The sequence below is a fragment of the Streptomyces sp. NPDC048473 genome (genome assembly GCF_043200155.1).
Taxonomy (GTDB): Bacteria; Actinomycetota; Actinomycetes; order Streptomycetales; family Streptomycetaceae; genus Streptomyces.
In genome coordinates this window covers 163,048-188,111 of sequence record NZ_JBICXE010000006.1, presented here as the reverse complement: position 1 = coordinate 188,111, position 25,064 = coordinate 163,048, and the positions used below count along the sequence as shown (strand labels likewise).

Below are 25,064 nucleotides of genomic sequence, written 5' to 3'. Positions count from 1 at the left end.
AACATCGGACCTCTGCTCTGGTCATCCGATGTATAGCGGCAAGAAGGCCCCAACGTCCAGGGTCGGCACGAAATTGACTGGACACAGCTCGGATGTATGCAGAGACTGATGCCCTGATTCGACCGGTGATGCACCCCCGTGGGTCAGGTTCACCCGGCTGTGCACAGGGGCTGCGGCGTCAGTGGCCGGAAGCCGTAAGGTTGGTGCGTACGCAAGGGAACTTCGGAAGGAGGCCTGGGTGATCGAGCTCGAGGGGGTTCCCGAGCTGATCGACCCGGTCATGGTGGCCGCGTTCGAGGGATGGAACGACGCAGGTGACGCCGCTTCCACGGCGGTCGCGCACCTGGACCGGGAGTGGAAGGGCGAGGTGTTCGCGGCGCTGGACGCCGAGGACTACTACGACTTCCAGGTCAACCGGCCGACGGTCTGGCTGGACGGCGGGGTACGCAAGATCACCTGGCCGACCACCCGGCTCTCCGTGGTCCGCATCGGCGGGGACAAGCCCCGCGATCTCGTCCTGGTCCGCGGTATCGAGCCATCCATGCGTTGGCGCTCGTTCTGCAACGAGATCCTGGGCTTCGCCCATGAGCTGGGCGTGGAGATGGTGGTGGTCCTGGGCGCACTGCTCGGCGACACCCCGCACACCCGCCCGGTACCGGTCAGCGGAGTCACCTCCGACCCGGATCTGGCGCGGTCCATGGACCTGGAGGAGACCAGGTACGAGGGTCCGACGGGCATCGTCGGCATCCTCCAGGAGGCCTGTACGCACGCGGGCGTGCCCGCGGTGAGCCTGTGGGCGGCGGTGCCCCACTATGTGTCGCAGCCGCCCAACCCGAAGGCCACCCTCGCACTGCTGAACCGCCTGGAGGACCTCCTCGGTCTGCGCATCCCGCTGGGCGAACTGCCCGAGGACGCGCGCGCCTGGCAGCTCGGCGTCGACCAACTGGCCGCCGAGGACAGCGAAGTGGCGGAGTACGTGCAGACGCTGGAGGAGGCCCGGGACACCGCGGAGCTTCCCGAGGCGAGCGGCGAGGCCATCGCCCGGGAGTTCGAGCGCTATCTGCGCCGCAGGGACGTCGGTCCGGGCCAGACGCCCGGCGGACATGCGACGGAGGGCGGCGACGCCTCGTATCTGCGCGACACCTCCAGCGGCCGCACCCGTCCGCCGAAGCCGGCCCGGCCGGACGCCGGGGGCGACACGGGGCCCGGCCGGCAGCCATCGGCCGACAAGGAGAACGAGAACAGCGACGACGGCGACGACGACGGCCCACAGGATTCGTCCGAGGATTCGTCGGGGGGATCCTCGGAGGACTGATGAGACCGGTGGAGCGCCGGGCGGGTACACCCCGCCCGGCGCTCCTGTGCTGTCCGGGTCATTCAGGAACAGGTGAACCGCGCAGCGGCCCAGTCCCCGTGGTCACCGGTCTTGGATCCATTGGTGTCCGTGACCTTCAGGTGCACATGGCGCGCACCGTCGAGCTTCACATCGACCGGTACGGTCGCCGACGCCCCCGTCACCTTCGGCGAGGTCCACAGGACCTTGCCGTCCGCCTCGACGGAGAACGCCACTTCGCCGTAGCCGTTGATCTCGTCGTCGATCCCGGCGTCCGCGGTGAAGGCGGTGCAGCGCCCGCCGAGATAGACCTCGATGTCGGAGTCGGCATGGGTACCGATCCCCTTGTCGTACGTCTTCCCCGCGAGGGTCAGCGGGTTTCCGTCGGCCGCGCCCGACTCGCCGTTGCTGCGGTCCCGTTCGGCGGGCCCGTATCCGTTGACCGACTTCAGCCACACCAGATCGCTCGCCCATGCCTCGCCGGTGGGCGGCGGTGGCATCACGCCGGCAGCGAACCGCTGGACGGTGGTCCGGGCTTCGCCTGCCGCCCGGTAGCGGGCGAGTGCGGTGATCCTCGCCTCCCCCGCCGTGGCGTCCTTCGCCGGGGTGACCGACACCTCTACCCGCCGGGTGGTGCCCGCCGGGATCCGGTCCACGGTCACGGCCTGTGCGACCTGCCAGCCCTCGGGGACGTCCAGGGTGACCGCGGCGTCCGTCACATCGGCGTTGCCCGCGGTGACATCGACGGCGACGGTGCCTTCGGCCCCGGCACCGATCTCCTGCCCGGCCGGCGCGGAGACGACGGCCGTCGCGGCGGCGTTCCTCCCGCCGACCGCGCTCGTCTTCTCCAGCTTCACGGAGAACTTCCTGTCGGTGGAGAGCGGCGCGGTCTTGATCTTCACGACACCGCCGCGGTCGTCCCGGTCGTACCACCAGCCCTGCTTCGCGGCCTTGTACGCGGCCGCGGAACCCAGCCGGGGCAGCTTGCCGTCGATCTTGACCGCGCTCGGTGCGGAGCCGGTGTGCACGCTGAACTCGTACGGGCGGGTGCTCTGCTTGCCGGTGAAGTCCCCCTTGCTCTCGCCGATCCGCACGGTGACGTCGCCCGCGCCCCGTGCCGGTGCGTCGATATCGGCGGTCTGGGTGGCGTACTTGCCGTCGCGGTGCTGCCGGGTGACGCCGTCGTCCTCGTACAGCGTGAAGGACGACTTGCCCTGCGGGTAGATGTCCCAGGCGAGCGGGGAGCCGGCGGTGCGGTCCTTGTACGAGCGGATGCCTGGCCACATGGGCACACTGGCACCGCCCTTGACGAACAGCGGCAGGGTGTCGAGCGGGGCGCTGTAGTGGTCGACGGTGGTCGGCCCCTCGTACGTGCGGCCGCTCCAGTAGTCGGTCCAGGTGCCCTTCGGCAGATAGATGCCGTTGCGCTCGGTGCTGTCCTGGTAGACGGGCGCGACGAGGAAGTCCTCGCCGGACATGAATTCGTACTTCGCCGCGTCCGTCGCCGCCTTCGGGTCGTCCGGGTATTCGAGGACCAGCGGCCTGACCATGCCGACGCCGGTCTTCGTCGCCTCGTGCGCGTAGGAGTACTGGTAGGGCAGCAGCGACTCCTTGAGTTTGAGGTAGTCGCGGTCGATGGAGGTGTACGGCTCCCCGTACCGGTAGGGCTGCTTGTCGCTGGCCGCCCAGCCGTCCATGGTCATCGTGGTGCCCAGGAACATCTTCCACTGGAGGTCACGGGTGTACGTCTTGGCGCTGCCGCCGAAGATGCCGTCGACGTCGCCGGTGGTGTAGGCGAGACCGGACATCGTGGCGCCCGCGTAGGTCGGGATCTGCCAGCGGATGTAGTCCCAGGTGCCGTACTGGTCGCCGGACCACTGGACACCGCAGCGCTGCGCACCCGACCAGCTCTCGGGGGCGTAGGTGAAGCCGCGGGCGTCACTGTTGTCCTCAATGCCCTTGTACGCGTCCTTGCAGCCGTCCAGGGCGAACTTGTAGCCCGAGCCGACCCAGGCGACGTCCAGCTTGGCGACCCGCTGGCCGGCCTTGACCTGGTCGGCGATCTTGTCGATGCCGTCCTCGGTCCACAGGCCGAGCTGCATGTCGCGGTCCTGGAGACCCTCGGCGGTCTCGGCTAGGTCCTCGTAGCCGCAGCCGTAACCGTCGTTGACGAGCATCCAGCCGTTCGGCATGTCGTTCTCGACGTAGCCGTCGGCGGTCTTCAGGGAGTCCAGGGTGCGGCGCTCGCCGCGGTTGGCGTTGTGGAGGTAGCAGTCGGCGTCGCCGATCTCCATTCCGTACACGGGCGGCAGGAAGGGCTTGCCGGTGAGCTTCGTGTACTGCCCGATGACGTCCTTGGCGCTGTCGCCCGCGAAGTAGTAGGCGTCGAAGCGCTCTTCCTTCGCGCTGGTGGTCACCGGGTCGGTGAAGGCGTAGGTGTTCGGCGCATAGGTGTTGCGGAAGACGCCGTACCCCGCCGAGGAGAGGTAGAACGGCACCGAGTTGGGGTGGCCGCCGTCGTCCCAGTTGTAGTCGACGCCGACCTCGACGGTCCGGTCGCGGTGCGAGGTGTTGCCTCGGCCGTTCTGCATTCCGGCGCCGTAGAACTGCTCGTCCGCACCGCGGGCCAGCGTCTGCGTGGTCTGCTCGCCGTTCCAGCTCAGCCCCTTGGCCTCGGACCAGACCCGGGTGCCGTCCGCCCGGAACAGCGCGAAGCGCAGGGGCGACTTGTAGGCGCGCAGGGTGATGCTGCCGGTGGAAAGTTCGTAGCGGTCGCTCCGCTCCTTCCACCGGGTGTGCGGCCCGGCGCCCTGCGGCAGGACGATGTCGTCGCCGGTCGGGTCGGAGAACGTACCGTCCGGGGCGAGTTCGATACGGAAGGTCTCGGCGGAGACGAAGCTCACACGGGCCTCGGCGGTGCCGGCCCTCAAGTGGTAGACGGGTCCGTCGGCGGAGAAGCCGGTGAGGTCGCCGACCGTGGTGGTGTCCGGTTCGGCGGCGCCGGCCTGGGCCGCACCGGGCCCCGCGAAGACGGCTATCAGCCCCAGCAAGGCTGCAACTGCCGCCGTTCTGATGCGCGTTGATGATTGCATAGAGCGCTTTTAGCGCAACATCAAGCACTTGACCATGGACAAAACGGAACCGGCCCTGAACTTCGTCGAGAAGTCCAAGGCCGGCTCATCGGATGGCGATCAGCGGGTTGTCACCGAACGGGGCACTACAGCCGCACTACAGTGCGACACCCAGCAGCGCGTCGACGGCGCGCGAGACGAGGCCCGGTGCGCCCTCGTCCGTACCGCCCTCGGCGTTCTGGCGGTCGGCCCAGCGGTCCACGGCGGCCAGGGCGGCCGGTGCGTCCAGGTCGTCGGCGAGGGCCTCGCGGACCTCGTCGACCAGGGCCTCGGCGGGCAGTCCGTCGGGCCGGGAGACGGCGGACCGCCACCGCCCGAGCCGCTCCACCGCGTCGGCGAGCACCTGGTCGGTCCACTCCCAGTCGGACCGGTAGTGGTGCGACAGCAGGGCGAGGCGGATCGCCGCCGGGTCCACGCCGTCACGGCGCAGCTTCGAGACGAAGACCAGGTTGCCCTTGGATTTGGACATCTTCTCGCCGTCCAGGGCGACCATTCCGGCGTGCACATACGCCTGGGCGAACGGGTACTCGCCGGTGAGCACCTGGGCGTGCGAGGCGCCCATCTCGTGGTGCGGGAAGGCGAGGTCGGACCCGCCTCCCTGGACGTCGAAGCCCATGCCGAGGTGGTCAAGGGCGATGGCGACGCACTCGATGTGCCAGCCGGGCCGGCCGGGGCCGAGCGAGGCTCCGTCCCAGCTCGGCTCGCCCTCACGGGCGGCCATCCAGAGCATCGGGTCGAGCGGGTTCTTCTTGCCGGGGCGCTCCGGGTCGCCGCCGCGCTCGGCGGAGAGCAGTCGCATCGCCTCGGCGTCGAGGTTCGAGACCCCGCCGAAGTGCGGGTCGGTCTCGACGGAGAAGTACACATCCCCGTCGAGTTCATAGGCGGCGCCGGCGTCCCGGAGCCGTTCGACGAGCGGGACGATGCCCGGTATCGCTTCCACGGCACCGATGTAGTGCTTCGGCGGAAGCATGCGCAGGGCAGTCATGTCCTCGCGGAACAGGGCCGTCTCGCGTTCGGCGAGCTCGGTCCAGTCCTGACCGTCGCGCACGGCCCGCTCCAGCAGCGGATCGTCCACGTCGGTCACGTTCTGGACATAGTGAACCTGCCGCTTGGTGTCGAGCCACACGCGCTGAACGAGGTCGAACGCGTTGTAAGTCGCCGCATGACCCATGTGGGTCGCGTCGTACGGCGTGATGCCGCAGACGTAGATACGGGCGACGGGACCGGGGTCAAGAGTGATCCGTCCGCCGGTCGCGGTGTCGTGGATCCGAAGGTCGCGGCCCTTGCCAGGCAGGGCGGGGACCTCAGAAGCGGGCCAGGCATGCATGCCACGAGCGTAACCGGATGCATGTTCCGGATACGAACCGGATGCCTGATCTTGACCGAAGAGGCGGTCTTGCGCGGCGTCGGTTCATCTGCTCGGTACGGGCCCCGCCGCGTGCCGCCCCGCGCCTCAGCCGCCGGTGTGGCTTGTTCTCGTCACACCGGCGGCCAGGGGATCGACGGCCACTCACCGCTCGGCTCCGGGTGCCGCCCCGATGTCCTCAGCCCCTCCACGCGTCCCCGCAACGCCTCGATCTCGACCGCGGTGATCAGCTCGGCCAGCCGGGTGACGAGCGAGGTCCCGGGCGCCAGCTCCGTACCCAGCCGGTCCACGACCTCCACGGCCTCGGCCGTCAGCGGATCCCCCGCCCACCCCCACAGCAGGGTGCGCAGCTTGTCGTCGGTGTTGAAGGTCACTCCGTGGTCGATGCCGTAGAGCCGGCCGTCGGGTGCGGGCAGCAGATGGCCGCCCTTGCGGTCACCGTTGTTGATCACGGCATCGAGGACCGCCAGCCGCCGCAGCCGAGGATCGTCCGCGTGGACCAGCAGCGCCGTCTTCCCCTCTCCGACCTCGGCGAGAGCGACGGCCTTCCAGCCCTCGCCCGGCTCCTCGTCCTCGACGAGCGCCAGAAGCGGGGGCGAGCCGTCCGCGGAGGGCTCGTCGCTGTCCGGCGCCGCTTCGATCCACAGCTGGCACATGCCCTCGCCGTACGGCCCGTCCCGCAGCACGGTGGGCGGTATGAGCCCCCACCCGGTCGCCTCGGAGATCTCGTACGCGGCCACCTCACGCTGGGCGAGGGTGCCGTCCGGGAAGTCCCACAGGGGCTGTTCCCCGGCCACGGGCTTGTAGACACATGTCACCTCGTCGCCCTCGTGGGCGACCGTGCAGTAGAGCACCGCGTTGGACGCCCCACGGATCTGGCCGCGGACGGTGAGCCGGCCCTCGGTGAGAAGGGTCACCAACTCGGTGTCGGTCAGGCTCCGCGACGGTATCCGTTCTGGCGCGGGCATACGTGTCCTTCCGGGTCGAGCGGCAGGCTGCACAGCGGGCACGGCGGTCGCCCGGCGTTCACGACATCCAGGGCGCGCTTGGCGAAGGCGCGGGCCTGCGCGCCGCTGAGGCGGACCCGGAGCATCGGCGGGCCGTTCTCCTCGTCCTGGAGCAACCGCTCCTCGGCCTCCGCGAGATCCTCGTCGGAGTCGACGTCCAGCTCGACCAGCGCCTGCGCCTCGACGATCATCCGCTGTTCCTCGCCGTCCCAGGCGAGCGCCATCGTGCCGACCCGGAACTCCTCCTCGACGGGCACGTCGAGCGGCGCGGTGTCGGTGACATCCATTGGCGCCACGGCGGGCACCGGCGAGTTTCCGCCGGTCCGCCGCACCACTTCGTCGAGCAGTTCGTCGATGCGCTCGGCGAGCGCGGCGACCTGAGTCTTCTCCAGGGCCACGCTGGTGACGCGTCCGCCTGAGGATGCCTGCAGGAAGAACGTACGACGTCCAGGCAACCCGACCGTACCGGCCACGAAACGGTCCGGGGGGTCGTAGAGGAACACCTGACGGGACACGTCCTGTCTCCCTTGAAAATTGACGGCAGATGAGGGGCGGCCGGGGCCCGGGGGGTTCCCCGGGAAGGGGGGCCTACGGCGCGTCCACCCTACTGCGCAAAGCGATCACGGCGCCCCAGCGCCGCCCCCGACCGCCGCGTCCGCATCGGCGTCCGCCTCCGGGCGCCGGCCCCGGTCCGTTCCGGCAGTGTGCTCACGGGGCGCCAGCGGGGCGAGGTCCCCCGTGTCGCCGAGCCGCAGCAGGAAGGGCCGCAGCCTGGTGTAGCGGATCGCGGTGACCGAACAGGGGTCGGCCTGGATCCGCTGGAAGAGGTCAAGATGCATGCCGAGCGCGTCGGCGACGAGGGCCTTGATGATGTCGCCGTGCGAGCACATCACATAGGCGGCGTCGTCACCGTGCTCGGCCTCGATCCGCGCGTTCCAGTCCCGTACGGCGTCGACGGCACGTGCCTGCATGGCGCGCATGGACTCGCCGCCGGGGAACGCCGCGGCCGACGGATGCTGTTGCACGACACTCATCAGCGGTTCGTCGGTGAGTTCCGCCAGCTTGCGCCCCGACCAGTCGCCGTAATCGCACTCGCTGATCCGCTCCTCGGTGTGCAGCACCAGTTCCGGCCGGGCTTCGAGCAGCGGCTGCAGGGTCTCCCGGCAGCGCTGCAGGGGACTGCTGACGACGGCGGCGAGGGGCAGCGCGGCCAGCCGTCCGGGCAGCGCCGCGGCCTGTGCGGCACCGCGCTCGTCGAGCGCGACACCGGGGGTGCGGCCCGCGAGGACCCCGGCCGTGTTGGCGGTGGAGCGTCCATGGCGTACGAGGATCAGGGTGGGCATACGGGCCAGCGTAGGCCGCTGCCGCCGGTGAGGTGCGCCGGGGACCGGAGCAGGGCAGAATGCGCGCCGTGATTGTGGACAGTGCGATCTACCGGGACGGGCGGCGTACCGACGGCCCCGCCGACCTCTCCGATGCCCTCGCGGAGGCACGGGCCACTGGGGACGCGTTTCTCTGGATCGGTCTGCACGAGCCGACGGAGAAGGAATTCGAGCTCGTCAGCAGCGAGTTCGGACTCCATCCGCTGGCCGTGGAGGACGCCCTGAGCGCGCACCAACGGCCCAAGCTGGAGGTGTACGACGACTCGCTCTTCGCGGTCATCAAGCCGGTGGTGTACGAGCACCTGAGCGACACGGTCACCACCGACGAGCTGATGGCCTTCATCGGCGATTCGTTCGTCGTGACGGTCCGGCACGGGGAGGGCGCGCCGCTCGCCGCGGTACGCCGTCGTCTGGAGTCCGAGCCGGAGGTTCTCAAGCACGGGCCGACCGCGGTGCTGTACGCGATAAGCGACGACGTCGTCGACCACTACATCGACGTGGCGGGTGAGCTCCAGGTCGACCTGGAGGAGCTGGAGACCGAGGTGTTCGCGCCGACCGGCGCCGTGGACACCAAGAACACGGCGTCGCGCATCTACACCTTCAAGCGGCAGATCCTGGAGTTCCGCCGTGCCGCAGGTCCGCTGAGCGCTCCCATGACCCGGCTGGCGAGCGCGGAGGTGCCGTTCGTCCACGAACACTCGCAGCCGTTCTTCCGCGACGTGAGCGACCATCTGACGCGCGCCAACGAGTACGTGGAGGGGCTGGACCGACTGCTCTCCGACATCCTCTCGGCGCATCTGGCCCAGGTGGGCGTGCGGCAGAACGACGACATGCGCAAGATCTCGGCATGGGCGGCGATGGCCGCCGTACCGACCATGGTGGCGGGGATCTACGGCATGAACTTCGAGCACATGCCGGAGCTCCACTGGGTGTGGGCCTATCCGGCGGTGATCGTGCTGATGGGCTCCGTGGTCTTCGGCCTGTACCGGCAGTTCAAGCGCCGCGGCTGGCTCTGACGGGCGGCCGGGCGCGGCACCCGGATCAGGTGAACTCGGGCGTCTGCGCCGCGGGACCGCCCAGTGCGTCGCGCCGCTCGGGCGGCGCCAGGCTCACCATGCGCCGCCACCCCACGAGCCGTTCGTACGCGTAGACCCCGTGGATCCCCGCGGCCAGCACCGCCGCCTTGGCCCGGGGCCAGTGCAGGATGCGGCCCATGTGATCCATCACGGCGAGGCTGACGTCGCGGTACACCCGGATCTCGGTGAGCGCGCACTCGCGCAGGATGCGCTGGATCGTACGGCCGTGTCCGAAGCGGGCGAAGCGGAGCAACTCCTCGTGGCAGTACGCCAGGTGGTTGTCCTCGTCGTCCGAGATCATCTTCACGGCGCGGCCGAGGTCGGGGTGGTCGGCGAAGTACTTGCGCAGCAGCGTCATCTGCTCGGAGGCACGCTGTTCGGTGACGCGGCTGTGGGCGAGGTAGGTGATGATGTCGCGTTCGGAGAGCGGCTCCTCACCGCCCAGCTGCTCATGCGCGAGGCCGATGCCGTGCTTCTCCAGCAGCATCGTGTAGTCGGTCGCGTGCGGAACCTCGACCGGCTGCAGCCCGCGCCTCTTCAGCAGGGCGTTGAAGATCCGGCCGTGTTTGTCCTCGTCGGCGCCGTGCCGCGCGATCTTGGGCGCCAGGGCCCGCTGGCTCTCGGGCACGAGGGCCGCGATCCGCCCGTTCTCCCAGCCGCCCTGGGACTCCCCGCCGGCCGCGATGGAACAGAACAGCCGGAACGACTCGTCTTCGTCGAGAATCTCCTGGAACAGGTTCCTTGCCGAGAGCATCACTGTCACCTCCGTGCCGGCGTCCGCCCATCGCCAGTCAAATGCGACACGCCCACCCGAGCAACAGGAACGCCCCCGGGCTACGCCGGACGGGGCTGCGACAATCTCAGCCCGTCCGGCGGCCTCCCCAGCCCGTCCGGCGTTTGAGAACGGAACCGTCAAGCCCGGTGACCCCCCGCACCACATGACACCGTCATCCTGGTGGCCCCGCGCCGAACCGCACGTCCACAGGCGTAACCGCGCGGCCCCGGATGCGTTGTTACGCGTAACGGCCGTGGCGGGGAGGACCCCCGAGCCCCCACCACGGCCGTAGTGCTGCCCCGGAACCCGGGAGCCCGCGCTACGCGAGCCCGGACCGCTCCAGCGCATCCGTACCGGCCCGCAGAGCCGTGATCCGCTCATCGAGCGTGAACCCGGCCGGAGCCAGAGTCAGCGTCGTGACACCCGCCGCGGCATACGCCTGCATCCGCTCGGCGATCCGCTCGACCGAACCGAGCAGCGTGGTCTGGTCGATCAGCTGGTGCGGCACAGCGGCTGCGGCGCCGTTCTTGTCGCCGGACAGGTACTTGTCCTGGATCTCGGCGGCTTCCTTCTCGTACCCCATGCGCTGTGCGAGCTGGTTGTAGAAGTTCTGCTTGCGGCTGCCCATACCGCCCACGTACAGCGCGGTGTACGGACGGAACGTGTCCGCGAGGCCGTTGATGTCGTCACCGACGGCGAGCGGCACGGTCGGGCAGACGTCGAAGCCCTCCATGGTCTTGCCGGCCTTCTCGCGGCCCGCCCGCAGGAACTTCACCGCGGTGTCCTCAAGGTGCTCCGCGGACGGGAAGATCAGCAGCGCGCCGTCGGCGATCTCACCGGTCTGCTCCAGGTTCTTCGGGCCGATCGCGGCGATGTAGAGCGGGATGTGCTCGCGCTGCGGGTGGACGGTGAGCTTGATCGGCTTGCCCGGGCCGTCCGGCAGCGGGAGCGTCCAGTGCTGCCCCTCGTACGACAGCCGCTCACGGGACATCGCCTTGCGGACGATCTCGACGTACTCCCGGGTGCGGGCCAGCGGCTTGTCGAACTTGACGCCGTACCAGCCCTCGGAGACCTGCGGTCCCGACACGCCGAGGCCGAGCCGGAAACGGCCGCCGGAGAGCGAGTCGAGGGTGGCGGCGGTCATCGCCGTCATCGCGGGCTGGCGGGCCGGGATCTGCATGATCGCGGAGCCCACGTCGATCGATTCGGTCTGGGCGGCGACCCAGGCGAGCACGGTCGGCCCGTCGGAGCCGTACGCCTCGGCCGCCCAGCAGACGTCGTAACCGAGCCGGTCGGCCTCCTGGGCGACGGCGAGGTTGTCGCCGTCCATTCCCGCGCCCCAGTAACCGAGATTGATGCCGAGCCGCATAACCGCTCCCCTTACTGATCAGTAACGTCCCTGAGCTCCGGACTCTAGCGCGCGGCAACGTGTTCCGGCAGGGGCGACTTGATGCCGGGTTGTCCACAGGCTTCCGCCGAGTGGGGCTCTGGCCAGTAATCTCAGCGCACATGGAGCAGAGGCATCTCGGCCGCACCGGCCTTCGAGTGTCCCGGATCGGGCTCGGCACCCTCACCTGGGGCCGGGACACCGACGAGCACGACGCTGCCGAACAGCTGAAAGCCTTCTGGGAGGCGGGCGGCACGCTGGTCGACACGGCTGATGTGTACGGCGGTGGGGAGGCCGAATATCTGCTCGGGCGGCTCACCGAAGGCCTCGTACCACGGGAGGATCTGGTCATCGCCACGAAGGCGGGCAGCGTGGCCGACCCGTACCGCCGGTTCAACGGATCCCGCGGGCATCTGCTGGCCGCGCTGGACGCCTCCTTGGAACGGCTCGGTACGGATTACGTGGATCTGTGGCAGATCCACGCCTTCGACCCCGTGACTCCGCTGGAGGAGACCCTTCAGGCGGTGGACCTGGCGGTGTCCACCGGCCGCGCCCGCTACGCGGGGGTGTCGAACTTCTGCGGCTGGCAGCTGGCCAAGGCGGCGACCTGGCAGCTCGCCTCGCCCGGGGTGCGCACCCGGCTGGCGAGCACCCAGATGGAGTACTCCCTGTTGCAGCGGGGCGTCGAACGCGAGGTGCTGCCGGCCGCGCTCGATCTGGGCGTGGGGCTGCTGCCGTCCTCCCCGCTGGGCCGCGGGGTGCTGACCGGCAAGTACCGGACGGGCACTCCGGCGGACTCACGCGGCGCCTCGGAGCTGCTGGCTCCGTTCGTCGAGCCGTATCTCGACGACCCGGCTAGCCGCATCGTGGACGCGGTGGCGACAGCGGCCGACGGCCTGGCCACGACGGCGCTCCAGGTGGCTCTGGCCTGGGTGCGGGACCGGCCCGGAGTGGTGGCCCCGATCGTCGGCGCACGCAACGCGCAGCAGCTCACGGAGGCATTGTCAGTGGAGGCGCTTAGTCTTCCTGACGAGATCTGCCAGGCGCTCGACGATGTGTCGGCGCCCGTGCACCGCTATCCGGACCAGGACTGGAGCACGCTGTGACTGCGCTTCCCCGGGGGGAAACCCCCGGCTCCCCGGCCGCCGACGACGACAGCGTTGTCGCGGACCCCTCCGCCGCCGTGCCTGCCCCGTCCGCGGAGGACGGGGGCCACGACGGGGGTGAGGGATCGACGACGGCCGATGCCGCCGCCGACACCGCGGAGACGGGCGGCGACGGCTCCCGGGCCGCCGGGACAGTCGACGTCGAGACATCCCCCGGGACCGAAGAGACAGCCGAAGCGGGCACCGGGACCGACGGCACGACGGACACCGATGAAGCGGCCGCCGAGACCGACGGCACGACGGACACCGACGGGACGGTCGCGGCCGACGGCGCCGTGGACGGGGCGGCCACGACCCCCGCACCGCTCTCCGAGGCCGAGGCCGAGCTCGCCGCCCAGCGTGAGCTGAGGGAGCGGATCGAGAAGCGCAAGGCCGAGAAGGAAGGCCCCATCGCCGCCGGTACGAAGCTGAGCGGCCCGGCGGCCGATCTGCTGGCGGCCGTGCGCGCCGTGGAGAGCGGCGAGAAGCCCGCCGCCCGTTTCTTCGACTCGCCCGCACCCGCCGCGCCCCGGCGGGCCGCTCCCACGCCCGCTCCGGTACGCCCCCGCGCGCCCGAGCCGGCCGCGGCTCTGCAGGGCGCCTCACCGGAGGCCGTCGCCGCGGCGGCCGCCGTACTTGCCGAGGGCGGGGCGCCCGAAGCGCTGGCGGGCCCGGCGGCCGAGGCCCTCGGTGCGCAGGCCGCCGATGCCCTGCGCGAGGACCCGTGGCAGTTGCTGGCCCTGCCGGGAGTCAGGCCCGAGCAGGCCGACGGTTTCGCACGGGCGATGCTGGGCGCCGAGTGCGGTCCGGACGACGAGCGGCGCACCGCGGCCCTGGTCGGCTGGCTGCTGGAGCGGGCCGCGCTCCAGGGCCATACGGCGCTGGACGCGACGGCGGTACGTGCGGCGCTCACCGAGCGCTCGGTGAGCGACCCCGAATCGGCTGTCCAGCATGCCGTGGCCGAGGGCGTCGTCCTGGTCTTCCAGGACGGGCAGGACGACCAGGAATCCGAAGCACCCACAGCACCCACAGCACCCGGCGAGGACGCCGAGGAAGGCGCGGAGGACCGGGCCGGGCAGGAACCGGTGCAGGTGCTGCTCGGTCTCGACCGGTACGCACTCGCCGAGGAGAGCCTCGCCGATGGCCTGGCCCGCCTCATCAACGCCTGCGAGAAGGACGCCGACTGGACGGAGGCGGCCTCGGCCGCGGGCTCCCCGTCGGCGGCCGAGCTGATCCGTGCGGTCGCGGCCCATGGCCTCGTGGCACACACCGGCGGCGAGGCGGCCAGGGCCGAACCCGCCGCGCTGATCACCGCGGCCCGCGGCCTCGGACTGCGCGCCCTGGGTGCCGTGCACAGCGTCGACGGCAGGCGTCGGCTGGCCGAGGCGACCGGCGATCCGTCGGCGGCCGTCACACTCGCCGGGCTGCTCTCCGGCGCGGAGGGCCCGGGGCGGGACGAGGAGGGGGCGATCGCCGTCGACCTGCTCGTCGTGCTGGACGCCCCGCAGCTGGACGTCGAGACCGCCGCGATCCTCGTGGAGTCCCTGGCCGACGGCGTCCGGCTGGTGCTCAGCGGCGACCCGGGCGTGCTGGGCTCGGCAGGTGCGGGGCGGGTGTTCGCCGATGTGCTGGCGGCCCGCGCCTGCCCGCAGATCGTGTCCCGCACGCCGGATCCGGGACCGATCGGCGAACTGGTCTCCGGCATCGGGATCGGTGAGCTGAACCAGGTCGCGGCGCCCGGCAAGGAGGTGGTGATCGTCCCCGTGCGCGACGCGGGCGAGGCGGTGCACCGCACCGTGCAGCTGGTCGCCGACTCGGTGCCGCGCGCCATCGGCGTACCGTCGGCCGACACTCAGGTGATCACCGTCGGCCACGGCGGCTCGGCGGGCACCCGGGCGTTGAACGCGGCACTGAAGCAGCGACTCAACCCCGGCCCGGGGCGGTTCGGCGGTTTCGACCCGGGCGACCGTGTCGTCCATGTCCCGACGCCCGGCAGGACCGTGCCCGGGGTGGTCGTCTCGGCCGACGAGGAGGGCCTGCACCTGGACTGCGCGGGCACCAAGGTCGTCGTACCGCAGGAGCGGGTGGAGTCGTCCGTACGCCACGGCTGGGCCCTCAGCGCTCACCAGGCGGCCGGGATGCGGTGGCCCGCAGTGGTCGTCGTGCTGCCGGGCGATGCCGCGCAGGGGCTGAGCCGCCCCTGGGTGTACACCGCATTCAGCCGCGGCGAGCGGCATCTGTCCGTCGTGCACGGGGTGGATCAGGCGCTCCAGCACGCCGTCGCCCAGTCCACGGCCCAGGACCGCACCACGCGACTGCGCACCCTGCTGGAGGCTCCGGCCGGATGACCGGGCCGCGCCCTGTCCCCCACCGCTGGACGGGCTCGGTTCCGAGCCCGTCCAGCGGGCTGATCAGGAGCTGTCCACGACCAGGCCGGCAGGCTTCTCGTCCGCTTCGTCCTCGTCGAAGACGGCGCTGACGTCGAAGCGGCAGACCACCAACTGCGGGTCCGCCTCGTCGAACGGTGCGCTGAGCCACTCCCCCGCCTCGGGCAGCTCCTGCGCAGCCGTGACCCAGAGCGTGGAGTCACCCTCCTCCAGACCGAACTCCATATGCCGGGAAGCGATCTCGTCCGGTTCGTACTCACCGAAGAGCACTCCGAGCGCGGCGTGGACGCTGGAACCGACCACCGCGGCGCTCCCGTCGGCGCGGTCGTCCGGATCGAGGTCGGCGATCCGCTGGGCCTGTGCGAGCAGCCGCGGCGGCTCCATCACCGCGTAGTCGCGCCGGATCAGCACACTGAGCGCGTTCGGCTCCTCGGGACCGGTGTACGGCGGCAGGGAGTCCTCCGCGCCCGGGATCTCGAAGGGGGTGACCTCGTCGTAGCGGTCGTAGAGCAGTTCGTCGTAGAACTCGGCGGCAGCGGCCAGTGCGTTGAACGCGTCGTAGACAGCAGGATCGTCGTCCCCTGTCCGGCGTTCGACCGCCTCGAGGTGATGGTCGAGCGCGGCTTTGATCGCTTCGGCGGCGGCGCGTACCTCGGCAGCGGTGGGCTGCGCAGCATCAGACATAGTGCAGACGCTATCCGTACACGGGCTCCGCCCGCACAATAGATGCGATGCCGGAATACGAATTTGTCGATGTGTACGTACCGCGCGGGGTGTCCCGGAAGGAGACGGCCCGCCTGCTGACCGACCATGCCGAGTACGGGCACTGGGAGTTGGACCGACTGACGCTGCGCCGTGACGGCAGCCGCAGGGTGCGGCTGCGCCGACGGATCATCCGCCAGCTCCGGGCCACCTGGTGAGACGGAGCGGGCCCCGCAGTCGCGGGGCCCGCTCCCTTCGCCGTGCTTGCGTCGCCGCCCCGGTCCGCTATGCAGACATCCGGGCGCGGCGGTACAGCACCGTTCCCGCACCCGCCAGCAGCAGGCCCGCGCTCGCCGGGACCAGCAGGTCGAGCCCGCCCGCTCCGGTGTGTGCGAGCTCGGCGACATTCTGTGTCTCGGGCACGTTCGGCACGGTCCGCGGTCCGGGTGCCGGGGGCTCGTTCTCGGTGACCGGAGTGCCGACCGGCGGCGTGACAACGTCCGCATCGTTTCCGCAGTCGTTGCCGGAGGCGGGGTTGAGCAGTCCGCCAATGGTGACGCTGTTCCCGCATGCATTCACCGGGATATCGATGGGCACCGCGATGTTGTTGCCCGAAAGCAGACCGGGCGAGCCGCTCGTGACCCCCTCGGCCGTTGCCCCGCTCCCGGTGTCGCTCGTGACGGCCCGGTGCTTGCCGGTCCCCGCCCGGTGTGCCCGGGTCCGGTCGCCGGACACCTGGCTGCCCGAAGCGTGCCGGCCCGAAGCAGTGCTCTGCGAGCCGTTTCCGCAGGTGTTTCCTGTCGCCGGGTTGAGCAGCCCCACCACGCTCACGGAGTTACCGCATGCGTTGACCGGTACGTAGACCGGGATCTGGACCGAATTCCCTGAAAGCACCCCCGGGGAATTTGATGCGCCGCCGGACGCTCCCGCGTCGGCGTGCGCATAACCGCCACTCAGGGCGAGCACGCCGCCCGCGGCCGCCATGGTGATCAGGCCTTTACGCGTGACCTGTCGCATAGGTTGTTTCCTGCCTTCTACCTTCCGGAATACCCCCGGACTTGACCGTGCGGGGGCGAATTACCCAGCGGCCCCGGAGTGCATGGCGTGCACTCCGGGGCCGACCGGATTCAAACCCTTACGGGTTGACGCACAACGTCAGGCGTTGACGCAGGTGTTGCCGAAGGCGGGGTTCAGCAGCCCGATCACGGAGATCGTGTTGCCACACACGTTCACCGGCACGTGCACGGGCACCTGGATGACGTTGCCCGAGATCACACCGGGGCTGCCGACAGCGGCGCCCTGGGCACCGGAGTCCGCGACGGCCATGCCCGCACCCGCGAGCACCAGACCACCGGTGACAGCCGCAGCAGCGACGACCTTCTTGATCATTATTCCTCCTAGTTGGCAATGCGGTCCCAGCCGCGGACCGCATCACTTGTAACGAGGAAGAGGTAATTGGGCTACGAGCGTATGGTTCCTTTCACTCGTTCCGGTCAAATACGCACACGCTGGCGATTGTTGACGCGGAGAATCGGCGGAAAAGCGGCAGAGGCTCAGCAGTTGTCGATGAAACGGTCGAGCACCCGCACACCGAACTGCAGACCGTCCACCGGTACACGCTCGTCAACACCGTGGAACATGCCTGCGAAGTCGAGCTCCGGCGGCAGCTTCAGCGGGGCGAACCCGAAGCAGCGGATACCGAGGTCGTCGAAGGACTTGGCGTCGGTACCGCCGGAAAGCATGTAAGGGACAGCACGCGCGATCGGGTCCTCCGCCTTCAGGGCGATCTGCATCGCATCCACGAGCGAACCGTCGAAACTGGTCTCCAGCGCCTTGTCCCCGTGCACGTCCTCGCGCTTCACCCGCGGGCCGAGGATCCGGTCCAGATCGGTCAGGAACTCATCCTCGAAGCCGGGCAGGAAGCGGCCGTCGACATGGGCGGTGGCCTGGCCGGGGATCACGTTCACCTTGTAGCCGGCGCCGAGCATGGTGGGAGCGGCGGAGTTGCGGAGCGTGGCGCCGATCATCTTGGCGATGCCGCCCAGCTTGGCCAGCGTGGCCTCCATGTCCTCCGGGTCGAGCGGGGTGCCGAGCGCATCGGACAGCTCGTCGAGGAAGGACCGTACGGTCTTGGTCACCCGGACCGGCCACTTGTGCCGCCCCAGCCGTCCGACCGCCTCGCAGAGCTCGGTGATCGCGTTGTCGTTGTTGGTCATCGAGCCGTGGCCGGCGGTGCCGTCCACGGTGAGCCGCATCCAGTGCATGCCCTTCTCGGCCGTCTCGACGAGGTAGAGCCGCAGCTTCTCGTTCACCGTGAAGGAGAAGCCGCCGACCTCGCCGATCGCCTCGGTGACACCCTCGAAGAGGCCGGGGTGCTTGTCCACGAGATACCGCGCACCGTACGTACCGCCCGCCTCCTCGTCCGCGAGGAAGGCCAGCACGATGTCGCGCGGGGGCTTGCGGCCGCTGCGCATCCGGTCGCGGACGACCGCGAGGGTCATCGCGTCCATGTCCTTCATGTCGACCGCGCCACGGCCCCACACGCAGCCGTCCGCGACCTCGCCCGAGAACGGGTGGTGCGTCCAGTCGTGAGCATTGGCCGGAACCACATCGGTGTGGCCGTGGATCAGCAGCGCGGGCTTGGACGGATCCTCGCCCTCGATCCGCGCCACGGTCGAGGCCCGGCCCTTGTGGGACTCAAAGATCTGCGGCTCCAGCCCGACCTCGGCGAGCTTCTCCGCGACGTACTCGGCGGCGACCCGCTCCCCCGGTCCCGAATGGTCCCCGTAGTTACTGGTGTCGATCCGGATCAGCTCACGACAGAGGTCCACGACCTCGTCCTCGCCCGAGACGGTCCGGGCCGCGTTGGTCTCGCTCACACTGCTTCCTTCCACTGTCGCTGTGGTGCTCCCCCTCATCCTCCCGCGCCGGGCCCGCACACCCAAGGCCCCCACCCCTCGTCATGCGCCCTTCACAGTCCCCCTGGCGTGATCGAGCACCCCCGAATGTTTGCTATTGTTTTCCACGTCGGAACGGGCCGGGCCCGCGAGACAGACACCTTGTCCGGGTGGCGGAATGGCAGACGCGCTAGCTTGAGGTGCTAGTGCCCTTTATCGGGCGTGGGGGTTCAAGTCCCCCCTCGGACACAGAGAGAATGCCGATCAGGAGCGATCCTGGTCGGCATTCTGCGTTGTGCCCACGCGGTCGCGCATGGGCCGGAGCAGAGGGCAACCCTTGTTGAAACGGTTCATTCCTCGCTGACGTCCAGCAGCACGGAGGGCATTGCCGAGCGAGGAGTCCCATGAACCGCACACACACGCCCGCCCTGCCCTGGTACGAGGACATGGGGCCCGGATCGGGCGGGCTGGAGCCGCGAGCCTGGTACGCGGGGTCGGATGCCGGGCGGATGTCGCTGAACGGGGAGTGGCGTGTCCGGCTGTCGCCGGGCGCCGCCGCGCAGGAGTCACCTCAGCTCAGTAAACCGACAGCAGCTCACAACCCCGTACGTCCGGCCGCAGGAGAACGGCGCACGGGCCGATGTCCGGTGGACGGAGCTGACGGACGGCAGCGGGGCGGGGGTACGGGCCGAGGGCGGTGAACCGTTCTGGTTCACCGTGCGACGGTGGACGAGTGAGCAGTTGGATGCGGCGGAGCTCGTACCGGAGTTGCGGGCCGGTGAGACCGTCCGGGTCAATCTGGACCATGCGGTGCAGGGCATCGGTTCACAGTCGTGCGGACCGGGTGTGCTGCCGGGGTACCGGCTCGATGCGGAGGCTGCGGAGTTCTCGTTCGTGTTCTCGGCGATGGGCTGATCCGCGGCGGCCGGGGCCCGGATCCGCTCCCGGAAGCGGACGACGTAGCATCGGGGCCTTGCGCGATCTTCGTACTTCGCAAGGGGGAAGTGATGGGCGGCAGTCGCAGGCGGCGGGGTGCGCTCCTCGCCGGGGCGGTCGCCGGGGCAGTGCTCGTCTCCGGCATCGGGCTGTGGGCGACGGACAGTTGGCCGTTCCGGGACAGCTACTGCTGGGGGGCGTGGGAGCAGAACAGCGGTGCGGCCTTCCTCGGTGACGACGGGCTCGACAAGTCCGGCTCCGAGCGGCGCGCCACCGAGTCCGCGCCGCCCTCGGCCGACCGTCACCACGCCGGCTGCACGGTCGCGGTGACCTCGACGGTTGCGGACGACGACTCGGGCGAGCCGCTCACGTTCAAGGAGCAGGTGACGGTCGAGTACGGTCCGGTTCCCACCGGGGTCGAGGAACACCGTGCCTGGATAGCCCGGTACTTCGACGGGTCGGCCTCCCAACTGCCCGACGGGCTCGACGGGCTGGTCACCGGCGACCGGGCGATGCTGGTCCTGCCCGGCACCTGCGATGTGGACGGCAGGCCGTCCGCGGTGACGATCCGGAGCGAGAGCACCGGCGACGGCCATCTGGGCAGGGTGGCCATGCCGTTCACGATCGGCAGCCGGTCCGACGTCACCCGGCTGCTGCTGGATGCCGCCAACACCGGTATGCGGAAGGCCGGTTGCGCACCGGACAAACCCCTGCGCATGACGTCGCCCATCGTGACGGTCGCCGAGGACGACGAGACCGCCCAGAGCCCGCTGTGCCGGATACCCGGTGTGACCCTCGAACTCGGCCGGAGCTCCCAGTACCGGGAGCAGGTGGGGGTGGTCGGCGAGCGGCTCCAGACCTGTTCGGTGGTGTGGCGCGCGCTGCGGATGCCCGACGAGCCGGCGGCGCAGTACGTGATGGCGGGCGAGCCACGCCTGGTCGCCCTGTTCAAGGGGCTTCCCGAGGGTGCCCGCAACGGGCTCGTACGCACCGAGTGCAAGGGGCGGCAGACGGTTTTCTACGGAAACGTCCAGTCCGGGCTGAAGGGTGCGGGGCTGCCCGACGACCGGCGCGTGTTCACGAACTTCACCAAGTCCGTGAGCAAGCGCATCGGGTGCGGGGCCGGTGGGGTCGCGTGAACGGCGAAGAGACCGAAGAAACCGAAGAGAACAGGGCAGCGGCGATGGACGGCGAGAAGACCGCAGTTCCTCAGGAGCACGCGCAGGGGCCGGAGCCGGCGCACGTGCCTCAGCCGGGACCGTCCCCGGAGCAGGAGCCCGCCCCCGTGCGCACCCACGTTCTGCGCCGCCTGTTCCGCAGTCGTACCGCCCGCGCCGTCACCGCCGCCGGGCTGGTCGGCGCCCTCCTCGGCGCCGGAGCGGTGGCCTGGACGACGGACACGCTTCCGCTGCTCGGTCCCGCCCCCTGCTGGGACTCGCTCGGCGACTCGACCATGTCGGATCTCTTCGGTGACCGCAGGACCGAAGTCGAGGAGCAGTCCCTGCAGGCCAATCCGCGCGATCGGGAACCGTCGTACGGACAGTGCCGCATCACCAGTTACAAGGACGACGATCCCCGCCGCCAGGTGACCCTGCGGGTGCACCAGCTGGACGGTCTCCGGGGCACCGACGCGCACGAGTGGCCGCAGGAGTTCCTCGCGGCCGGCATGGTGTCGCTCGGCGACGGGCTGCCCGGGATGACCTCGTCCTCGCGCGCCTGGCTGGCACTGCCGCAGAGTTGCACGGGACGGGACGAGTTCACCGGTCCCACCGTGGTGGACATCGGCATGGGACAGGCCGGACTCGACACCCGGTCGGAGTACGACCGGGAGGACCGCGCCGCCCTGACCCGCGCGGTGGTGGAGGCGGCCAACGGCGTCATCCGCGAATTCGGCTGCTCCGGCGCCTATCGGATACCTCGCACCCTGCCCGCCCTCGTGGACCGGCAGGACACGAAACCCGACGCCTTCTGCGGCGTCAAGGGCCTCACCGTCCCTGCGGCGTACCGCAAAGCTCTGGGGCAGACGCGCGTCAGCGACGAAGACGGGCCCGCCCGGGTCTGCGAGTCCGGTGGCAGCTACACCCCCGTCGTGCGGATGACTACGGTGACGGACCCGGCGCTGACCGAGATCTTCTCCGGGGACACACACAAGGCCGGTCTGCCTCTCAAGGGCTCCAAGGGGTTCGGCAGGCTCGACGGATCCCGGGCCGTCTACCGGGCGAGCTGCCAGACCGGTCCCGTGATCTTCATGGTGGAGCAGCTGGATCAGCCGACGGACGAGGGCTTCGACCTCACGCGTCACCTGCTGCCCGGCTATGTCGCCGCCGAGGCCGAGCGCATCGGGTGCGGCCCGGAGAAGGTGACCCTGCCGAACGCCTGAGTGCGGGGGGGCAGGGCCCCGGTGGGCGGACGGAACGGGCGATACTGTCCGGACACCCCGGCAGAAGACAAGAGGAGCCCGCACCATGCTCACCGCTGTACCGGCCGGCGCACCCCGATGAGGGGGCGTGCGAAGCCCCCGTCGGCGCCGCTGCCGCAGCGGGACGGGATCGATCCGGTCCGGCTCCGGCTCCCCGAGGATCCGGACGGGCGGTGGGCGACGGTCCGCGATCATCTGCTGGCGCGGTTCGCGAGTGCGATCGGGGCGGCGCGGGTGGACGCCATGTTCGCCGAGGGCCGGTTCGTCTCCGTACAGGGCCCCGTGACCGCCGACGAGCCGTACACCGCCGGCCGGTACATCTGGTTCCACCGGGATTTCGCGCCGGAGGAGCCGGTGCCGTTCCCGGTCGGTGTCGTCCACCGCGACGAGCATCTCGTCATCGCCGACAAGCCGCACTTCCTGGCGACGACACCGCGCGGCCGGCATATCACCGAGACCGCGGTGGCCCGGCTGCGCCGTGAGCTGGACCTGCCCGAGCTGCAGCCCGCGCACCGGCTGGACCGGCTGACCGCGGGTCTCGTCCTCTTCGTCGTACGGCCCGGGGAGCGGGGCGCGTACCAGACGATGTTCCGGGACCGCTCGGTGCTCAAGGAGTACGAGGCCGTGGCGCCGTACGACCCCGAGCCGGCCTTCCCGCGGACCGTACGCAGCCGCATCGTCAAGGAGCGCGGGGTCATCGCCGCCCGCGAGGAGCCGGGCGAGCCGAACAGCGAGAGCCGGATCGAGCTGCTGGAGCACCGGGAGGGGCTGGGCCGTTACCGGCTGCTGCCGGCCACCGGGCGCACCCATCAGCTGCGGGTCCATATGAACAGCCTGGGGCTGCCGCTCGTCCACGACCCGGTCTACCCGGTGGTCCGGCCGGAGGGTGCGCCCGACGACTGGTCGCACCCGCTCCAGCTCCTCGCCCGGGTGCTGGAGTTCACCGATCCGGTCACGGGCGAGCCGCGCCGCTTCGAGAGCGGGCTGCGGCTGTCGGCGTGGCCGGACCGGTGAGACCCCGCGGCGTGCTCAGTGACCGCGGGCGATCCACTCGTCCAGATGCGGGGCCTCCGCGCCGATGGTCGTGGAGTCGCCGTGTCCGGTACGGACGGTGGTCTCCGGATCCAGGGCGAGCAGCCGGTCCCTGATCGACGCGACGATCGTCGGGAAGTGGGAGAAGGACCGCCCGGTGGCACCGGGCCCGCCCTGGAAGAGCGTGTCACCCGTGAAGACGGTGGACAGCTCGGGGGCGTACAGACAGACGGCGCCCGGGGCATGACCGGGAGTGTGCAGGACCCGGAGCGTCGTTCCGGCGATCTCCAGCTGCTGGCCGTCGGCCAGTTCGCCGTCCGGGGCGCGGTCCGGGTGGGTCTGCTTCCACAACGGCAGGTCGTCGGGGTGCAGCAGGACCGGTGCGCCGGTGGCATCGGCGAGGGCCGGGGCCGCGTCGATGTGGTCGTTGTGCGCGTGCGTGCAGATGATGGCGCGCAGCGTGCGGCCGTTCAGTGCGGCTTCGATGGCGGCGGCGTCATGGGCGGCGTCGATGACGATCGCCTCGGTGTCGTCGCCGACGATCCACACGTTGTTGTCGACGTCCCACTCCCCGCCGTCGAGGGCGAAGGTGCCGGAGGTGACGAGGTGGTCGATGCGGGCGGCCATCAGAAGACCACCACCGAACGCAGCACGTCACCGTCGTGCATCCGGGCGAAGGCCTGCTCGATGTCGCCGAGTCCGATGGTCTCGGTGACGAACGCGCCGAGGTCGATCCGGCCCTGCTGGTGCAGATCGATGAGCATCGGGAAGTCGCGCGAGGGCAGGCAGTCGCCGTACCAGGAGGACTTGAGCGAGCCGCCGCGGCCGAAGACGTCGATGAGCGGCAGTTCCAGCTGCATCTCCGGGGTCGGGACGCCTACCAGGACGACGGTGCCGGCGAGATCGCGGGCGTAGAAGGCCTGCTTGTACGTCTCCGGGCGGCCGACCGCCTCGATGACGACATCCGCCCCGTTACCGCCGGTCAGGCCACGGATCGCCTCGACCGGGTCGGTGGAGCGGGAGTTGACGGTGTGCGTGGCACCCATCGTCTTCGCCGTCTCCAGCTTGCGGTCGTCGATGTCCACGGCGATGATCTTCGCCGCACCGGCCAGCCGCGCACCCGCGATGGCCGCGTCACCGACACCGCCGCAGCCGATCACGGCGACCGAGTCGCCGCGGCCGACCTGCCCGGTGTTGATGGCAGCGCCGATGCCCGCCATCACGCCGCAGCCGAGCAGCCCGGCGACGGCCGGGGAGACCTCCGGGTCGACCTTGGTGCACTGGCCGGCGGCGACGAGGGTCTTCTCGGCGAACGCGCCGATGCCGAGCGCCGGCGACAGCTCCGTGCCGTCGAGCAGCGTCATCTTCTGCTTGGCGTTGTGGGTGTTGAAGCAGTACCAGGGACGGCCGCGCAGACACGCACGACACTGCCCGCACACGGCACGCCAGTTGAGGATGACGAAGTCGCCGGGCTCGACGTCCGTGACGCCCTCGCCGACGGACTCCACCACGCCCGAGGCCTCATGGCCGAGCAGGAAGGGGAAGTCGTCGTTGATGCCGCCCTGCTTGTAGTGCAGATCTGTGTGGCAGACGCCGCACGCCTGGATCTTCACCACGGCCTCGCCGGGGCCCGGGTCCGGGATCACGATCGTCTCGACCCGTACCGGCTCGTTCTTCCCCGGTGCGATGACTCCTTGCACCTGCTGCGACATACCGCGGTCTCCCTGTTTCCGTCATTTCGTGAAGATCGAACACGAACAACCGTACGCCCCGTGAGGGTGTCACGACGGCGCGCCGCGTTGGCGGGAAACGACTGCCGTCCACCCGGTGGGATGCACCGCTTTCGGTCAAATGATGCATACCGCTGAACTACGCCGGGTTCCAGGGGGTCCTTTGATACAGAGGGACCACGGGACCGATACCTGCGGGGGCAGGGATTCCATGGTCCAACAGCAGAGGAATTACGGATCACGGGGGAAGTGCCTTGACCGAAATTGCCGAGATCACGGAGAAGATCGGCCAGCAGACCGACCGGGACCCGCTCCCGAAGCGGCCGCGCTCGGGGAGCCGGCCGGCGGACTCGTGCCGT

General features: G+C 70.3%; 21 protein-coding genes, 1 tRNA gene and 1 pseudogene. 10 read left to right on the top strand and 13 right to left on the bottom strand.

Annotated elements, in window-relative coordinates; all coding sequences use genetic code 11:
* Window positions 1-238: 238 nt before the first annotated feature.
* Complete coding sequence (locus ACGFU7_RS13275) at window positions 239-1,315, top strand: PAC2 family protein (protein WP_393695207.1); 1,077 nt, start codon at window positions 239-241, stop codon at window positions 1,313-1,315.
* Window positions 1,316-1,377: 62 nt separating this feature from the next.
* Here the strand turns inward: ACGFU7_RS13275 and ACGFU7_RS13270 are convergent, their stop codons facing one another.
* The 5 genes from ACGFU7_RS13270 to ACGFU7_RS13250 form a co-directional block, all read right to left on the bottom strand.
* Window positions 1,378-4,425, bottom strand: a complete 3,048-nt coding sequence (locus ACGFU7_RS13270) for an NPCBM/NEW2 domain-containing protein (protein WP_393695205.1) — start codon at window positions 4,423-4,425, stop codon at window positions 1,378-1,380.
* Between the two features lie 136 nt (window positions 4,426-4,561).
* Window positions 4,562-5,791, bottom strand: coding sequence for a cysteine--1-D-myo-inosityl 2-amino-2-deoxy-alpha-D-glucopyranoside ligase (gene mshC / locus ACGFU7_RS13265; protein ID WP_393695203.1), 1,230 nt, complete (start codon window positions 5,789-5,791; stop codon window positions 4,562-4,564).
* 152 nt (window positions 5,792-5,943) lie between these two features.
* Window positions 5,944-6,798 (bottom strand): SCO1664 family protein, encoded by an 855-nt coding sequence (locus ACGFU7_RS13260; RefSeq protein ID WP_393695201.1) that lies wholly within the window; start codon window positions 6,796-6,798, stop codon window positions 5,944-5,946.
* A complete protein-coding gene (locus ACGFU7_RS13255) occupies window positions 6,762-7,352 on the bottom strand; it encodes a DUF3090 domain-containing protein (protein WP_072484378.1) in 591 nt (196 codons plus the stop codon). The genes ACGFU7_RS13260 and ACGFU7_RS13255 overlap by 37 nt, the downstream gene beginning before the upstream one ends.
* A gap of 105 nt (window positions 7,353-7,457) precedes the next feature.
* Window positions 7,458-8,180 (bottom strand): histidine phosphatase family protein, encoded by a 723-nt coding sequence (locus tag ACGFU7_RS13250; RefSeq protein WP_393695199.1) that lies wholly within the window; start codon window positions 8,178-8,180, stop codon window positions 7,458-7,460.
* Window positions 8,181-8,239: 59 nt separating this feature from the next.
* Here ACGFU7_RS13250 and corA point away from each other — a divergent pair, with 59 nt between their 5' ends.
* A complete protein-coding gene (gene corA / locus ACGFU7_RS13245) occupies window positions 8,240-9,235 on the top strand; it encodes a magnesium/cobalt transporter CorA (RefSeq protein ID WP_393695197.1) in 996 nt (331 codons plus the stop codon).
* Window positions 9,236-9,260: 25 nt separating this feature from the next.
* Here the strand turns inward: corA and ACGFU7_RS13240 are convergent, their stop codons facing one another.
* Together ACGFU7_RS13240 and ACGFU7_RS13235 are read right to left on the bottom strand one after the other, a co-directional pair.
* Window positions 9,261-10,049, bottom strand: coding sequence for a ferritin-like domain-containing protein (locus ACGFU7_RS13240; protein WP_393695195.1), 789 nt, complete (start codon window positions 10,047-10,049; stop codon window positions 9,261-9,263).
* Window positions 10,050-10,389: 340 nt separating this feature from the next.
* Complete coding sequence (locus ACGFU7_RS13235) at window positions 10,390-11,439, bottom strand: LLM class F420-dependent oxidoreductase (RefSeq protein ID WP_393695193.1); 1,050 nt, start codon at window positions 11,437-11,439, stop codon at window positions 10,390-10,392.
* Between the two features lie 140 nt (window positions 11,440-11,579).
* On the opposite strand from ACGFU7_RS13235, the gene ACGFU7_RS13230 reads away from it, so the two are divergent.
* Window positions 11,580-12,563, top strand: a complete 984-nt coding sequence (locus tag ACGFU7_RS13230; protein ID WP_393695191.1) for an aldo/keto reductase — start codon at window positions 11,580-11,582, stop codon at window positions 12,561-12,563.
* Window positions 12,560-14,950, top strand: coding sequence for a helix-hairpin-helix domain-containing protein (locus ACGFU7_RS13225; RefSeq protein WP_393695189.1), 2,391 nt, complete (start codon window positions 12,560-12,562; stop codon window positions 14,948-14,950). Before ACGFU7_RS13230 ends, ACGFU7_RS13225 begins: the two co-directional genes overlap by 4 nt.
* 63 nt (window positions 14,951-15,013) lie before the next feature.
* On the opposite strand, the gene ACGFU7_RS13220 is transcribed toward ACGFU7_RS13225, so the two are convergent.
* On the bottom strand, window positions 15,014-15,673 hold the full coding sequence (locus ACGFU7_RS13220; RefSeq protein WP_393695187.1) for a hypothetical protein: 660 nt from the start codon (window positions 15,671-15,673) through the stop codon (window positions 15,014-15,016).
* A gap of 47 nt (window positions 15,674-15,720) precedes the next feature.
* On the opposite strand from ACGFU7_RS13220, the gene ACGFU7_RS13215 reads away from it, so the two are divergent.
* Window positions 15,721-15,909 (top strand): DUF5703 family protein, encoded by a 189-nt coding sequence (locus ACGFU7_RS13215; RefSeq protein WP_030918345.1) that lies wholly within the window; start codon window positions 15,721-15,723, stop codon window positions 15,907-15,909.
* 67 nt (window positions 15,910-15,976) lie between these two features.
* Here ACGFU7_RS13215 and ACGFU7_RS13210 read toward each other — a convergent pair whose 3' ends face one another.
* The 3 genes from ACGFU7_RS13210 to ACGFU7_RS13200 form a co-directional block, all read right to left on the bottom strand.
* The gene (locus ACGFU7_RS13210; protein ID WP_393695185.1) at window positions 15,977-16,708 is read right to left on the bottom strand and encodes a chaplin; all 732 of its coding nucleotides are present in this window, start codon (window positions 16,706-16,708) and stop codon (window positions 15,977-15,979) included.
* 138 nt (window positions 16,709-16,846) lie between these two features.
* The gene (gene chpH, locus ACGFU7_RS13205) at window positions 16,847-17,080 is read right to left on the bottom strand and encodes a chaplin ChpH (protein WP_393695183.1); all 234 of its coding nucleotides are present in this window, start codon (window positions 17,078-17,080) and stop codon (window positions 16,847-16,849) included.
* A gap of 164 nt (window positions 17,081-17,244) precedes the next feature.
* Window positions 17,245-18,570: a M20/M25/M40 family metallo-hydrolase gene (locus ACGFU7_RS13200; protein WP_393695181.1), complete on the bottom strand. Its 1,326-nt coding sequence runs from the start codon at window positions 18,568-18,570 to the stop codon at window positions 17,245-17,247.
* 182 nt (window positions 18,571-18,752) lie between these two features.
* Between ACGFU7_RS13200 and ACGFU7_RS13195 the strand changes: the two genes are divergently transcribed.
* The 5 genes and pseudogenes from ACGFU7_RS13195 to ACGFU7_RS13175 all read left to right on the top strand — a co-directional run bounded on the left by ACGFU7_RS13195 (window position 18,753) and on the right by ACGFU7_RS13175 (window position 22,957).
* Window positions 18,753-18,837 (top strand) — tRNA-Leu (locus ACGFU7_RS13195).
* 345 nt (window positions 18,838-19,182) lie between these two features.
* A pseudogene (locus ACGFU7_RS13190) lies at window positions 19,183-19,503 on the top strand (beta-galactosidase); the annotation flags it as partial.
* A gap of 92 nt (window positions 19,504-19,595) precedes the next feature.
* Window positions 19,596-20,663 carry a hypothetical protein gene (locus tag ACGFU7_RS13185; protein ID WP_393695179.1) on the top strand — a complete coding sequence of 356 codons (1,068 nt, stop codon included), beginning with the start codon at window positions 19,596-19,598 and terminating at the stop codon, window positions 20,661-20,663.
* Complete coding sequence (locus ACGFU7_RS13180) at window positions 20,660-21,904, top strand: hypothetical protein (RefSeq protein ID WP_393695177.1); 1,245 nt, start codon at window positions 20,660-20,662, stop codon at window positions 21,902-21,904. Before ACGFU7_RS13185 ends, ACGFU7_RS13180 begins: the two co-directional genes overlap by 4 nt.
* Before the next feature lie 117 nt (window positions 21,905-22,021).
* Window positions 22,022-22,957: a pseudouridine synthase gene (locus tag ACGFU7_RS13175; protein ID WP_393695175.1), complete on the top strand. Its 936-nt coding sequence runs from the start codon at window positions 22,022-22,024 to the stop codon at window positions 22,955-22,957.
* Window positions 22,958-22,972: 15 nt separating this feature from the next.
* On the opposite strand, the gene ACGFU7_RS13170 is transcribed toward ACGFU7_RS13175, so the two are convergent.
* Together ACGFU7_RS13170 and ACGFU7_RS13165 are read right to left on the bottom strand one after the other, a co-directional pair.
* Window positions 22,973-23,602: an MBL fold metallo-hydrolase gene (locus tag ACGFU7_RS13170; RefSeq protein WP_393695173.1), complete on the bottom strand. Its 630-nt coding sequence runs from the start codon at window positions 23,600-23,602 to the stop codon at window positions 22,973-22,975.
* Entirely contained in the window at window positions 23,602-24,687 is a 1,086-nt protein-coding gene (locus ACGFU7_RS13165; protein WP_393695171.1) for an S-(hydroxymethyl)mycothiol dehydrogenase, read from the bottom strand. Before ACGFU7_RS13165 ends, ACGFU7_RS13170 begins: the two co-directional genes overlap by 1 nt.
* Between the last annotated feature and the right edge of the window lie 377 nt (window positions 24,688-25,064).

Bases quoted from the DNA above. Each gene is read 5' to 3' on its own strand.
- ACGFU7_RS13270 (WP_393695205.1), bottom strand. From the start codon at position 4,425: ATGCAATCATCAACGCGCATCAGAACGGCGGCAGTTGCAGCCTTGCTG.
- mshC (WP_393695203.1), bottom strand. From the start codon at position 5,791: ATGCATGCCTGGCCCGCTTCTGAGGTCCCCGCCCTGCCTGGCAAGGGC.
- ACGFU7_RS13260 (WP_393695201.1), bottom strand. From the start codon at position 6,798: ATGCCCGCGCCAGAACGGATACCGTCGCGGAGCCTGACCGACACCGAG.
- ACGFU7_RS13250 (WP_393695199.1), bottom strand. From the start codon at position 8,180: ATGCCCACCCTGATCCTCGTACGCCATGGACGCTCCACCGCCAACACG.
- corA (WP_393695197.1), top strand. From the start codon at position 8,240: ATGCGCGCCGTGATTGTGGACAGTGCGATCTACCGGGACGGGCGGCGT.
- ACGFU7_RS13240 (WP_393695195.1), bottom strand. From the start codon at position 10,049: ATGCTCTCGGCAAGGAACCTGTTCCAGGAGATTCTCGACGAAGACGAG.
- ACGFU7_RS13235 (WP_393695193.1), bottom strand. From the start codon at position 11,439: ATGCGGCTCGGCATCAATCTCGGTTACTGGGGCGCGGGAATGGACGGC.
- ACGFU7_RS13230 (WP_393695191.1), top strand. From the start codon at position 11,580: ATGGAGCAGAGGCATCTCGGCCGCACCGGCCTTCGAGTGTCCCGGATC.
- ACGFU7_RS13220 (WP_393695187.1), bottom strand. From the start codon at position 15,673: ATGTCTGATGCTGCGCAGCCCACCGCTGCCGAGGTACGCGCCGCCGCC.
- ACGFU7_RS13215 (WP_030918345.1), top strand. From the start codon at position 15,721: ATGCCGGAATACGAATTTGTCGATGTGTACGTACCGCGCGGGGTGTCC.
- ACGFU7_RS13210 (WP_393695185.1), bottom strand. From the start codon at position 16,708: ATGCGACAGGTCACGCGTAAAGGCCTGATCACCATGGCGGCCGCGGGC.
- chpH (WP_393695183.1), bottom strand. From the start codon at position 17,080: ATGATCAAGAAGGTCGTCGCTGCTGCGGCTGTCACCGGTGGTCTGGTG.
- ACGFU7_RS13185 (WP_393695179.1), top strand. From the start codon at position 19,596: ATGGGCGGCAGTCGCAGGCGGCGGGGTGCGCTCCTCGCCGGGGCGGTC.
- ACGFU7_RS13175 (WP_393695175.1), top strand. From the start codon at position 22,022: ATGAGGGGGCGTGCGAAGCCCCCGTCGGCGCCGCTGCCGCAGCGGGAC.
- ACGFU7_RS13170 (WP_393695173.1), bottom strand. From the start codon at position 23,602: ATGGCCGCCCGCATCGACCACCTCGTCACCTCCGGCACCTTCGCCCTC.
- ACGFU7_RS13165 (WP_393695171.1), bottom strand. From the start codon at position 24,687: ATGTCGCAGCAGGTGCAAGGAGTCATCGCACCGGGGAAGAACGAGCCG.